The following is a 12,057-nucleotide window of genomic DNA, read 5'->3' as shown; positions in this document are numbered from 1 at the left end:
CGCGAGGCGGCCGAGCGGGCGCGGGAGGCGGCCGACCGGGCGCGCGACGCCGCGCTGCAGGCGCAGGCGCAGGCCGAGTCGGAGCTGACGCTGGCGCGCGGCCGGGCCGAGACCGCCGAACGCGAGCGCGACAAGGCCCTGGCGGGCATGCGGCAGATCGCCGCCGAGCGCGACGCGGTCGCCGAGAAGCTCGGCGAGCGCGAGCAGTGGGTGGACCAGCTCGCGCAGGCGGTCACCGAGCAGCGCGCGGCCATCGCCGAGCTGTCGCAGGAGCGCGACAGCGCCCGCAACGCCGCCGACCAGGCCCGCTCGCTGATCGACGAGCTCACCCGGCAGCTGCGCACGATCATGCCGACCGCGGCCCCGCGGATCTGACCGCCGCGCCGCGCGCCAGGTCCGCGGGCTGGCGGACCGGGCGCGCGGCCGCCGCGGCCGGGTCCGGCGGGCGCTCGGGTCGCCGGATCGACGGCGGTGCCCCCGTCCCGAGGCCGTGATCGGCCACGGGCGGGGGCCTTTCCTTTCGACCGCGGTCCGCAGGCCGGTCCGGGCACGCGTCCTGGACGGCGGTGGCACGCACGGCTGATATCCTGGTGGCCCGTGGACAGTGCGGTGGACACCTTGCGATGAACACGCGATGAACGCCGCCTCAGCAGCGACCACGGGAGCGCCTTCTTGCCATCGGCAGCCACTGGTAGATCACGTCCTACCAAGCATCTGTTCGTCACCGGCGGTGTCGCCTCCAGCCTCGGCAAGGGACTGACGGCGTCGAGCCTGGGGCGGCTTCTGGCCCTGCGGGGCCTGCGGGTCACCATGCAGAAGCTGGACCCGTACCTCAACGTCGACCCCGGCACCATGAACCCGTTCCAGCACGGCGAGGTCTTCGTGACCGACGACGGCGCCGAGACCGACCTGGACATCGGGCACTACGAACGCTTCCTCGACACCGAACTGCACGGTTCGGCGAACGTCACCACCGGCCAGGTCTACTCCAACGTGATCGCCAAGGAGCGGCGCGGCGAGTACCTCGGCGACACCGTGCAGGTGATCCCGCACATCACCAACGAGATCAAGGACCGCATCCGCGGCATGGCCGACGGCGACGTCGACATCGTCATCACCGAGGTCGGCGGCACGGTCGGCGACATCGAGTCGCTGCCGTTCCTGGAGGCGGTGCGGCAGATCCGGCACGAGATCGGCCGGGAGAACTGCTTCTTCCTGCACGTGTCGCTGCTGCCCTACATCGGCCCGTCCGGGGAGCTGAAGACCAAGCCGACCCAGCACTCGGTGTCGGCGCTGCGCTCCATCGGCATCCAGCCCGACGCGATCGTGTGCCGCTCGGACCGGCCGATCACCGACGGGCTGCGCAACAAGATCAGCCTGATGTGCGACGTCGACCGCGAGGCCGTGGTGTCGGCGGTGGACGCCGCCAGCATCTACGACATCCCCAAGGTCCTGCACGCCGAGGGCCTGGACGCCTACGTGGTGCGCCGCCTGGGGCTGCCGTTCCGCGACGTCGACTGGGGCGCCTGGGACGAGCTGCTGCGCCGGGTGCACCGGCCCGCCCGCGAGGTCACCATCGCGCTGGTCGGCAAGTACATCGACCTGCCCGACGCGTACCTGTCGGTGACCGAGGCGCTGCGGCACGGCGGGTTCGGCAACGACGCGCGCGTCAACATCCGCTGGGTCAAGAGCGACGACTGCGAGACCCCCGAGGGCGCCCGCCGCGAGCTGGACGGCGTCGACGGCGTGCTGATCCCCGGCGGGTTCGGCGTGCGCGGCATCGAGGGCAAGATCGGCGCGGTGCGGCACGCCCGGGAGAACCGCATCCCGCTGCTGGGCATCTGCCTGGGCCTGCAGTGCATGGTGATCGAGGCGGCCCGGTCGCTGGCCGGGCTGGCCGACGCGGGCAGCGCCGAGTTCGACCCGGCCACCCCGCACCCGGTGGTGGCGACCATGGCCGACCAGGTCGACGTGGTCGCCGGCGAGCGCGACATGGGCGGCACCATGCGCCTCGGCCTGTACCCGGCCGACCTGGCCGAGGGCTCGATCGTGCGCGAGCTGTACGGCGAGGCCAAGGCGTCCGAGCGGCACCGGCACCGCTACGAGGTCAACAACGCCTACCGCGAGCGGCTGGAGCAGGCCGGGCTGGTCTTCTCCGGGCTGTCGCCGGACGGCCGCCTGGTGGAGTACGTGGAGCTGCCGCGCGAGGCGCACCCGTTCTTCGTCGGCACGCAGGCCCACCCGGAGTTCCGGTCCCGCCCGACCCGGCCGCACCCGCTGTTCTCCGGCCTGATCTCCGCGGCGCTGGACTACGCCGCCGCGCGGGGCCGCGCCGACGCGGTGACCGCCCCGTGACCGGCGGCCCCGGCGCCGCCCGGCTCGGCCCCGACGACGTGCGCGACCGGCCCGAGCGGTGGGAGGTCGTCGGCAGCGACGAGGAGTACCGCGGGCATGTGATCCGGGTGCGCCGCGACCGCGTCCGCATGCCCAACGGCGACCGCATGGAGATCGCCCAGCGGGACGTCGTCGAGCACCCCGGCTCGGTCGGCGTCATCGCGCTCGACGACGCCGACCGGGTGCTGCTGCTGCGCCAGTACCGGCACCCGGTGGGCCGGCTGCTGTGGGAGGCGCCCGCCGGGCTGCGCGACGTGCCCGGCGAGCCGCTGCACGAGCTGGCCGAGCGCGAGCTGCTGGAGGAGGCCGGGTACCGCGCCGGCCGCTGGGACACCCTGGCCGACGTGCTGCCGTCCCCGGGCATGTCCGACGAGCGGATCCGCATCTTCCTGGCCCGCGACCTCACCGAGGTGCCCGCCGAGGAGATCGGCTTCGAGCGGGTGCACGAGGAGGCCGACATGCCGGTGGTGTGGGTGCCGCTGGACGAGGCGGTCCGCAAGGTGCTGGCCGGGGAGATCCACAACATGATCGCCTCGCTGGGCGTGCTGGCCGTGCAGGCGGCGCGGGCGCGCGGCTTCCGCGACCTGCGCCCCGTGGACGCCCCCGAGGACTGACCGGCCGCCCCGAGGGCCGGCCGCCGCGCGGCCAGGGGCGGCCGCGACATGCGGCCGGCGGCGTGTCGATCGGGTCTCGCGGCGCCGCCGGAGGCGGCATGATGGGCAGGTCCCTGTCGGTCACCCCGCCCGGAAGAGGTCCGCACTGTCACCGAGCACGCCCGGCCGGAACGCCGCGCCCCCTGGAGCCGGACAGGACGGCGCGCGGCGCGGCCCGCCGCGCCCTGCCGGGCGGCCCGCCGAGCGGGCCGCCGGACAGGGGGCCGCCGACGACCTCGACGGCGCCCTCGGTCCGGGCGGTGGTCCCGGCGGCGGCGCGGGCAGCCCGGACGGCGGCGCGTCCGCGCTGCGCTCGGCCGTGCGCACCTACCTGGGGCACCTGGCCGTGGAACGGGGCCTGGCCGCCAACACCCTCAGCTCCTACCGCCGCGACCTGCGCCGCTACCTGGCGGTGCTGACCGCCCGCGGCCGCACCGCCATCGACCAGGTCGGCGAGGACGACGTGCGGGCGTTCCTGGTCGGGCTGCGCGAGGGCGACGCCGACCACCCGCCGCTGTCGGCCGGGTCGGCGGCCCGCGCGGTGGTGGCCGTGCGCGGGCTGCACCGCTTCGCGCTGCGCGAGGGGCTGGCCGGCGTGGACCCGGCCCGCGACGTCCGCCCGCCCACGCCGCCGCGGCGGCTGCCCAAGGCCATCTCCATCGACGACGTCGAACGGCTGCTGGCCGCGGCGGCGGGCCCCGGCGGCGACGCCACCGCGCGCGGGCTGCGCGACCGGGCGCTGCTGGAGCTGCTGTACGGGTCGGGTGTGCGCATCTCCGAGGCCGTCGGCCTGGACGTCGACGACCTGGACCTGGACGAGGGGATCGCCCGCGTGCGCGGCAAGGGCGGCAAGACCCGCGTGGTGCCGATCGGCGACTACGCGCGCCGCGCCGTCGAGGCGTACCTGGTGCGGGCCCGGCCCGAGCTGAGCGCGGCGGGGCGCGGCGGCCCCGCGCTGTTCCTGAACGCGCGCGGCGGGCGGCTGTCGCGGCAGGGCGCCTGGATGGTGCTGCGCGCCGCCGCCGAACGCGCCGACCTGAAGAACGTGTCCCCGCACACGCTGCGGCACTCGTTCGCCACGCACCTGCTGGACGGGGGCGCCGACGTGCGGGTCGTGCAGGAGCTGCTGGGCCACGCGTCGGTGACCACCACGCAGGTCTACACCCTCGTCACCGTGCAGATGCTGCGCGAGGTGTACGCCACGTCGCACCCCCGCGCCCGCGGATGAGCCCGGCGGATGAACAGGACGTATCGGGGCCAGACAAAACACGCCCATTGGCGCGCGTCGGCTTGAGAGGCGCCGTGTCAACCCCTAGAGTCCCGGACCTGGATGGCATTTACCGGGCCGCCCGGGGAGGGATCTGGTGACCAGCACTGAGGCTGCGGAGGGCGTCCTGTCCTCCGCCACCATTGAGACCGATCCGACTCTTGCCCTCGGACCGACGCAGCGGCCGGTGCCCAACTTCCCCGAGCCCGAGCCGCTGGACGAGCACGGACCGGCCCGCGTGGTGTCGATCTGCAACCAGAAGGGCGGGGTCGGCAAGACCACCACCACCATCAACCTCGGCGCCGCGCTGGCCGAGTACGGGCGCCGCGTGCTGCTGGTGGACTTCGACCCGCAGGGCGCGCTGTCGGTCGGGCTGGGCAAGGGCGACCCGCGCCAGCTCGACATGACGATCTACAACCTCCTGCTCGAGCACGACACCGAGTGGGAGGACGTCGTCATCGACACCGGTGTCGACGGCATGGACCTGCTGCCCAGCAACATCGACCTGTCCGGCGCCGAGGTCCAGCTGGTGCACGAGGTGGGGCGCGAGTACATCCTGGCGGGCGCGCTGAAGTCGGCGGTGTCGCACTACGACTACATCCTCATCGACTGCCAGCCGTCGCTCGGCCTGCTCACCGTGAACGCGCTGGCCGCCAGCCAGGGCGTGCTGATCCCGCTGGAGTGCGAGTACTTCGCGATGCGCGGCGTGGCGCTGCTGATGGAGACCATCGACAAGGTCCAGTCGCGCATCAACCCCGAGCTGCAGATCGACGGGGTGCTCGGCACCATGTACGACTCGCGCACCCTGCACACCCGCGAGGTGCTCGGCCGCATCGTCGAGGCGTTCGGCGACAAGGTGTTCCACACCGTCATCAACCGCACCGTGCGGTTCCCCGACGCCACCGTCGCGGGCGAGCCGATCACCTACTTCGACCCGACCTCGATGGGCGCCAACGCCTACCGCAGCCTGGCCCGCGAGGTCCTGCAGCGCTGGGCCGCGGCCGAGGCCGCCGCCCGGTGACGCCCCGTCCTCGCTCCCGGGAGTGAGGACGTGCGCCCGCCCGCCCGGACGTCCGCCGCGGCCGGTGGACGCGGCGGCGTCCCGACTCCGCTACCGTGAGCGAGGTGGACCGGACGTCGCAGGAGCCGCAGGCCGAGGAGGGCCGTGGCTTCCGCGTTCACCTGGACAACTTCGAGGGCCCGTTCGACCTGCTGCTCGGCCTGATCTCCAAGCACAAGCTGGACATCACCGAGGTGTCGCTGGCCAAGGTCACCGACGACTTCATCGCCCACATCCGCTCGCACGGCAAGGACTGGGACCTGGACCAGGCCAGCCACTTCCTGCTGGTCGCCGCCACCCTGCTGGACCTCAAGGCGGCCCGGCTGCTGCCGACCGGCGAGGTCGACGACGAGGAGGACCTGGCCCTGCTGGAGGCCCGCGACATGCTGTTCGCGCGGCTGCTGCAGTACCGGGCGTTCAAGGAGGCCGCCCGGTGGCTGGCGGGCCGGATGGCCGAGCAGGGGCGGCGCTACCCGCGCACGGTGCCGATGGAGCCCCGCTTCGCCAACCTGCTGCCGGAGGTGCTGCTCGGGCTCGGGCCCGCCGAGTTCGCCCGCCTGGCCGCCAAGGCGCTCACCCCCAAGGCGCCCCCGACCGTCTCGGTCGAGCACATGTACCAGCCCAAGGCCAGCGTCCGCGAGCAGGCCGCGATCGTGGTGGAGCGGCTGCGCGAGCTGCGCGCCACCACCTTCCGCGTGCTCACCGAGGACTGCGCGGGCACCTTCGAGGTCGTGGCGCGGTTCCTGGCGCTGCTGGAGCTGTACCGCGAGAAGGCGGTCGCGTTCGAGCAGGCCGAGCCGCTGGGCGAGCTGCACGTCACCTGGACCGGGACCGACGACGGCGACGTCGTCGTCGGCGACGACTACGAAGGCTCCCGGGAGCCGGAGAAAGACAAGACCGATGACTGAACCACCCCGCGAGGACGCCCCCGAGGACGCACCCGAGGGCGTTGCCGACGCACCCGCCCCGCCGCCCGGGCAAGCGCCGCCCGCGGACGCGGCCCCCGCCCCGTCCGCGCCGGACGAGGGGCCGGGGCTGCGCGCCTCGATCGAGGCGATCCTGCTGGTGGTGGACGAGCCGGTGAGCGAGGTCACGCTCGCGCAGCTGCTGGAGCGCCCCCGCCAGGAGATCGCCGCCACGCTGCGGGAGCTGTCGGCGGAATACACCGCCCAGGGCCGCGGGTTCGACCTACGGGAGGCGGCAGGGGGCTGGCGTTTCTACACTCGGGACGTGTGCGCCCCGGTGGTCGAGCGGTTCGTCACCGACGGTCAGCAGGCCCGCCTCACCCAGGCGGCGCTGGAGACCCTGGCGGTGGTGGCCTACCGCCAGCCGGTGAGCCGGGCCCGGGTCTCGGCGATCCGCGGCGTCAACAGCGACGGCGTGATCCGCACGCTGCTGCTGCGGGGGCTGATCGAGGAGGCGGGCCAGGACCCCGAGACGCACGCGCACCTGTACCGGACCACGGGGTACTTCCTGGAGCGGCTGGGGTTGCGCGGCCTGGACGAGCTGCCCGACCTCGCCCCCTACCTCCCCGAAGACCTGCCAGACGACACAGTTGAGGAAAAGTGACCGACAACCAGGGCGTACGGTTGCAGAAGGTGCTCGCCGACGCCGGAATCGGCAGCCGCCGCCACTGCGAGGAGCTGATCGGCGAGGGCCGGGTCAGCGTCAACGGCCGGAAGGTGTTCCGGTTCGGTGAGCGCGTGGACCCCGAACGCGACGTCATCCACGTCGACGGCCGCCGCGTGGAGACCCGCTCCGAGATGCGCTACTACGCCGTCAACAAGCCGCGCGGCGTGGTCAGCACCATGTCCGACGAGCGGGGCCGCAAATCGCTGGCCGACTTCGTGGACGTGCCCGAGCGGCTGTTCCATGTCGGCCGACTGGACACCGACACCGAGGGGCTGATCCTGCTCACCAACGACGGGGAGCTGGCGCACCGCCTCATGCACCCCAGCTACGGCGTGCAGAAGACCTACCTGGCCGAGATCCACGGGCCCATCCCGCGGGACCTGGGGCGGCGGCTCAAGGCCGGCGTCACGCTGGACGACGGGCCCGCCAAGGCCGACCGGTTCCGGGTGTTCGACCAGGTGGGCAAGCGGGTGCTGGTGGAGATCACCCTGCACGAGGGCCGCAAGCACATCGTGCGGCGGATGCTCAAGCACGTCGGGTTCCCCGTGCAGCAGCTGGCCCGCGTCGAGTTCGGGCCGATCAAGCTCGGCCAGCTGCGTCCCGGCACCGTCCGGGCGCTGACGGTCCGGGAGATCGGCGAGCTGTACAAGGCCGTGGGCCTGTAGGAGGTGTGAACGTGGCGGTACGCGCGATCCGCGGGGCGACGCAGGTGGACGCCGACGACCGGGACCAGATCCTGGCGGCCACCACCGAGCTGGTGACCGAGGTGATGACGCGCAACGCGCTGGCGACCGACGACGTCATCAGTGTGATCTTCACCGCGACGCCCGACCTGACCGGCGAGTTCCCGGCGCTGGCGGCGCGCAAGCTGGGCTTCCACGAGGTCCCGCTGCTGTGCGCCAGCGAGATCGGCGTGCCGCACGCGCTGCCCCGGGTGATCCGGCTGATGGCGCACGTGGAGACCGACCGTCCCCGCTCGGAGATCCAGCACGTGTACCTGCGCGGCGCGGCCGCGCTGCGGCTCGACATCGCGCAGTGAGGCGGGCGCGGGCGGGGCGCGCGGTTCCGCGGCGCGGCACGGCCGGGCACCCGGGGCCGCTACCCTTGTCGCGTGGCTGAAGAGGGCTTTCCACGGCGCATCGTGGTGATCGGGGCCGGGCTGATCGGCACCTCGATCGCCCTGGCCATGCGCGAACGCGGCGCCGAGGTGCAGCTGGCCGACCGCGACGCCGCCGCGCTGGCGATGGCCGTCGAGCTGGGCGCGGGCACGGCCCTGCCGGACGGCGACGGCCCCGCCGATCCCGGCGCGGGGCCCGCCGACCTGGCGGTGCTGGCCGTCCCGCCCGCCGCCGTGGCCGTCACCCTGGCGGACGCGCAGAAGCGCGGGCTGGCCGAGGTCTACACCGACGTGGCCAGCGTCAAGGCGCTGCCGCTGCGGCAGGCGCGCGACCTGGGCTGCGACCTGGGCGCGTACGTGCCGAGCCATCCGATGGCCGGGCGCGAGCGCTCCGGCCCGGCGGCGGCCCGCGCCGACCTGTTCCTCGGCCGCTCCTGGGCGCTGTGCCCGCCGGCCGAGGCGGCGCCGGAGGCCGTCGAGGCGGTGGCCGCGCTGGCCCGGGCGTGCGGCGCCGAGCCGATCACCGTCGACGCCGAGGAGCACGACCGCGCCGTCGCGCTGGTCTCGCACGCCCCGCACGTGGTGTCGGCCGCGGTCGCCGCCCGGCTGACCGGCGTTGACGACACCACGCTCGGCCTGGCCGGGCAGGGCCTGCGGGACGTCACCCGCATCGCCGCCGGCGACCCGCGGCTGTGGATCGGCATCCTGACCGGCAACGCCGCGCCCGTCGCCGACGTGCTGGAGGCCGTGGCCACCGACCTGGCCGTGGCGGCCTCGCTGCTGCGCGACGGCAGCGAGGAGGCCGCCACCCACGTCGCCGACCTGCTGCTGCGCGGCAACGCCGGCCGCTCGCGCATCCCCGGCAAGCACGGCGGCGCCCCGTCGGCGTACGCCACGGTGCAGGTGGTCATCCCCGACCGCCCCGGCGAGCTGGCCATGATCTTCCAGGCGGCGGGCGTGGCCGGGGTCAACATCGAGGACGTGTCGATCGAGCACTCCCCGGGCCGCCCGCTGGGCGTGCTGGAGATCTCGGTCAAGCCCGAGGCCGCCCAGAAGCTGGCCGAGGAACTGCGTTCGCGCGGCTGGTCGGTCCCCGGCCTGGCATAACGCTTCGAGACGTGCCCCGGGACGGCCCCTGCGGCGGCCCGCAGCGGGCCCGACGGGGCCGCGCACACGGGTACGCTGACGCGACGGGGGAACACGGCCCCCGGCACCCCCGGGGCCGTCCGCGCGCCCGCCGCGGGAACCCGCGGGCAAGCCGCCGCATCACGGAAAGGGAGCGATCGTGCCGCTCGTCATCGCCATGGACGGCCCCTCGGGGTCGGGCAAGTCCAGCGCCTCCAAGGGCGTGGCCCGCGCGCTCGGGCTGCGCTACCTCGACACCGGCGCCATGTACCGCGCCATGACCTGGTGGATGCTGCGGGCGGGCGTGCCGGTCGAGGACGCCGAGGCGGTCGCGGCCCGCGCCGGGGAGCCGGTGATCGAGTCCGGCACCGACCCCGACGCGCCCACCATCGCGGTGGACGGCACGGACGTGTCCGGCCCGATCCGCACCCGCGAGGTGACCAACGCGGTCAGCGCGGTCAGCGCGGTGCCGCGGGTGCGCGAGCGGCTGGTGGCGCTGCAGCGCGAGATCATCGGTGCGGGCGGCATCGTCGTGGAGGGACGCGACATCGGCACCGTGGTGGCGCCCGACGCCGCCGTCAAGATCTTCCTGACGGCCAGCGAGGAGGCCCGGGCGGCCCGCCGCGCCAAGGACCTGGCCGCCGACCCCGGCGCCACGGTGACGGTGACGCTGGCCGAGCAGGCCCGCCGCGACCGGCTGGACTCCACCCGGGCGGCCTCGCCGCTGACCAAGGCCCCGGACGCGCACGAGATCGACTCGACCGACCTGACCCTGGACGAGGTGATCGAGACGGTCGTGCGGCTGGCGAAGGAGGCGTCCTAACCGGGCCGGGCGGGCCCGCCCGGCCGGGTACGGGCGGCCGAGCGGACGGGCGAGCGGACGGACGAGGAGGGCGGCCGGCGCCGCGCGCGGCGCCTCGGAGGCGAGCGGAAGACAGTGAGCGAATACGAGATCGAGACGGTGGACGGCCCGCAGGCCGCGGACCGGGAGGCGGCGCCGCCCCCGGTCGTGGCCGTGGTGGGGCGTCCCAACGTGGGCAAGTCGACCCTGGTCAACCGGATCCTGGGCCGCCGGGAGGCGGTCGTGGAGGACGTGCCGGGCGTGACCCGCGACCGCGTCGCCTACGAGGCCAACTGGAGCGGCCGCCGCTTCACCGTCGTCGACACCGGCGGCTGGCTGCCGGACGCCTCCGGCCTGGCCGCCGCGATCGCCGAGCAGGCCCGGCTGGCGGTCGACCTGGCCGACGTGGTGATGTTCGTGGTGGACGCGACCGTGGGCGCCACCGACGTCGACGAGGCCGTGGTGGACATCCTGCGCCGGTCCGGCAAGCCGGTGGTGCTGGTCGCCAACAAGGTGGACGACGCGGCCACCGAGGCCGACGCGGCCATGCTGTGGTCGCTGGGCATCGGCGAGCCGCACCCGGTCAGCGCCCTGCACGGCCGCGGCAGCGGCGACCTGCTGGACGCGGTGCTGGACGCGCTGCCCGCCGAGCCGCCGCCGGAGACGTTCGCCGCGGCCGGGGGGCCGCGTCGGGTGGCGCTGCTGGGCCGGCCCAACGTCGGCAAGTCCAGCCTGCTCAACCAGCTGGCGGGGGAGAAGCGCGCCGTGGTCGACTCGGTCGCCGGCACCACCCGCGACCCGGTGGACGAGCTGATCGAGCTGGGCGGCCGCGAGTGGCGGTTCATCGACACCGCGGGCATCCGGCGGCGCTACCGGGAGAACCAGGGCGCCGACTTCTACGCCACGCTGCGCACCCAGTCGGCGCTGGAGCGGGCCGAGGTGGCGGTGGTGCTGATCGACGCGTCCGAGCCGCTGGCCGAGCAGGACCTGCGGATCGTGTCGATGGTGATCGAGTCCGGCCGGGCGCTGGTGATCGCCTACAACAAGTGGGACCTGCTGGACGAGGAGCGCCGCCACTACCTCGAACGCGAGATCGACCGGCAGCTGCACAACGCCCGGTGGGCGCCGCGCGTCAACATCTCCGCCCGCACCGGGCGGCACGTGGACAGGCTGGTGCCCGCCCTGGACACGGCGCTGGAGGGCTGGGGCACCCGCGTGCCCACGTCCAAGCTCAACCAGTTCTTCGCCGACCTGGTGGCCGCGCACCCGCACCCGATCCGGGGCGGCAAGCAGCCCCGGGTGCTGTTCGCCACCCAGGCGGGCGTGCGGCCGCCCAAGTTCGTGCTGTTCACCACCGGCTTCCTGGAGGAGGGCTACCGCCGGTTCATCGAACGGCGCCTGCGCGAGGAGTTCGGCTTCGCCGGCACGCCCATCGACATCACGATGCGCATCCGGGAGAAGCGCGGCAGGCGCAAGTGAGGGAGGCGTTCTCGTTGACGCGGCAACGAGAACATGTTCTCTTTTGCGGGTGAGGTTCCTGCTGCTGCTCGGGTGCGCGGCGGGCTGCCTGGCGCTCGGCTTCGCCTGGCGCGAGCCGTGGATCGGCGCCGTCGGCCTGCTGGTCGCCTTCGCGGCGATGTTCACCGACCGCGACGACGTCCCGGTGGACGACGAGAAGCGCGCCTACGAGCCCACCAAGACCGTCCGCAACATGCGCACCCGCGACCGCTGACGGCGCGACCGGGCGTGCGATGGGCGTGGCGCCGCTCCGTGCGGGGAGCGCGGATGTCCCGCACGGAGCGGTTGCTCGTGCCCGGCGCGCGGCGCGGCCGCCGGGTCAGGGATGGGGCCGGTCGCGGCGTTCGCCGGCGACCCGCTCGTCGTGCCGTCCGGCGGGTGCCGGGCCCGCGCCTTCCGGCCCGGGTGCGCCGGGCCCGGATGCGCCGGGCCTGGGGGCCTGCTGCCCCG

General features: G+C 74.5%; 12 protein-coding genes and 1 pseudogene. All 13 read left to right on the top strand.

Annotated elements, in window-relative coordinates:
• Window positions 1-375, top strand: a pseudogene (locus ABD879_RS29955) (chromosome segregation ATPase); the annotation flags it as partial.
• Window positions 376-672: 297 nt separating this feature from the next.
• Window positions 673-2,355, top strand: a complete 1,683-nt coding sequence (pyrG, locus tag ABD879_RS29950) for a CTP synthase (RefSeq protein WP_345025078.1) — start codon at window positions 673-675, stop codon at window positions 2,353-2,355.
• Window positions 2,352-3,008, top strand: coding sequence for an NUDIX domain-containing protein (locus tag ABD879_RS29945; protein ID WP_345025077.1), 657 nt, complete (start codon window positions 2,352-2,354; stop codon window positions 3,006-3,008). The genes pyrG and ABD879_RS29945 overlap by 4 nt, the downstream gene beginning before the upstream one ends.
• A 358-nt stretch (window positions 3,009-3,366) precedes the next feature.
• Entirely contained in the window at window positions 3,367-4,275 is a 909-nt protein-coding gene (xerD, locus tag ABD879_RS29940) for a site-specific tyrosine recombinase XerD (protein WP_345025076.1), read from the top strand.
• A 181-nt stretch (window positions 4,276-4,456) separates the two neighbouring features.
• The gene (locus ABD879_RS29935) at window positions 4,457-5,335 is read left to right on the top strand and encodes a ParA family protein (RefSeq protein ID WP_345025079.1); all 879 of its coding nucleotides are present in this window, start codon (window positions 4,457-4,459) and stop codon (window positions 5,333-5,335) included.
• 95 nt (window positions 5,336-5,430) lie between these two features.
• Window positions 5,431-6,282, top strand: coding sequence for a segregation and condensation protein A (locus ABD879_RS29930; RefSeq protein WP_378272301.1), 852 nt, complete (start codon window positions 5,431-5,433; stop codon window positions 6,280-6,282).
• Window positions 6,275-6,943 (top strand): SMC-Scp complex subunit ScpB, encoded by a 669-nt coding sequence (gene scpB, locus ABD879_RS29925; protein ID WP_345025074.1) that lies wholly within the window; start codon window positions 6,275-6,277, stop codon window positions 6,941-6,943. Before ABD879_RS29930 ends, scpB begins: the two co-directional genes overlap by 8 nt.
• Window positions 6,940-7,671: a pseudouridine synthase gene (locus tag ABD879_RS29920; protein WP_345025073.1), complete on the top strand. Its 732-nt coding sequence runs from the start codon at window positions 6,940-6,942 to the stop codon at window positions 7,669-7,671. Before scpB ends, ABD879_RS29920 begins: the two co-directional genes overlap by 4 nt.
• Window positions 7,672-7,682: 11 nt before the next feature.
• On the top strand, window positions 7,683-8,045 hold the full coding sequence (gene aroH / locus ABD879_RS29915; RefSeq protein ID WP_345025072.1) for a chorismate mutase: 363 nt from the start codon (window positions 7,683-7,685) through the stop codon (window positions 8,043-8,045).
• A gap of 72 nt (window positions 8,046-8,117) precedes the next feature.
• On the top strand, window positions 8,118-9,230 hold the full coding sequence (locus ABD879_RS29910) for a prephenate dehydrogenase (protein ID WP_345025071.1): 1,113 nt from the start codon (window positions 8,118-8,120) through the stop codon (window positions 9,228-9,230).
• Between the two features lie 178 nt (window positions 9,231-9,408).
• On the top strand, window positions 9,409-10,071 hold the full coding sequence (cmk, locus tag ABD879_RS29905) for a (d)CMP kinase (RefSeq protein ID WP_345025070.1): 663 nt from the start codon (window positions 9,409-9,411) through the stop codon (window positions 10,069-10,071).
• Window positions 10,072-10,185: 114 nt separating this feature from the next.
• On the top strand, window positions 10,186-11,568 hold the full coding sequence (der, locus tag ABD879_RS29900; RefSeq protein WP_345025069.1) for a ribosome biogenesis GTPase Der: 1,383 nt from the start codon (window positions 10,186-10,188) through the stop codon (window positions 11,566-11,568).
• Between the two features lie 49 nt (window positions 11,569-11,617).
• Window positions 11,618-11,821 (top strand): hypothetical protein, encoded by a 204-nt coding sequence (locus ABD879_RS29895; protein ID WP_345025068.1) that lies wholly within the window; start codon window positions 11,618-11,620, stop codon window positions 11,819-11,821.
• The last annotated feature ends 236 nt before the right edge of the window (window positions 11,822-12,057 follow it).

The sequence above is a fragment of the Actinomadura keratinilytica genome (assembly GCF_039539665.1).
GTDB lineage: Bacteria > Actinomycetota > Actinomycetes > Streptosporangiales > Streptosporangiaceae > Spirillospora > Spirillospora keratinilytica.
Note: the sequence above shows the minus strand (reverse complement) of the source record. Positions and strands in the feature narration are given on the sequence as shown.

Coding starts and splice junctions, on each gene's coding strand:
- scpB (WP_345025074.1), top strand. CDS start 6,275: ATGACTGAACCACCCCGCGAGGACGCCCCCGAGGACGCACCCGAGGGC.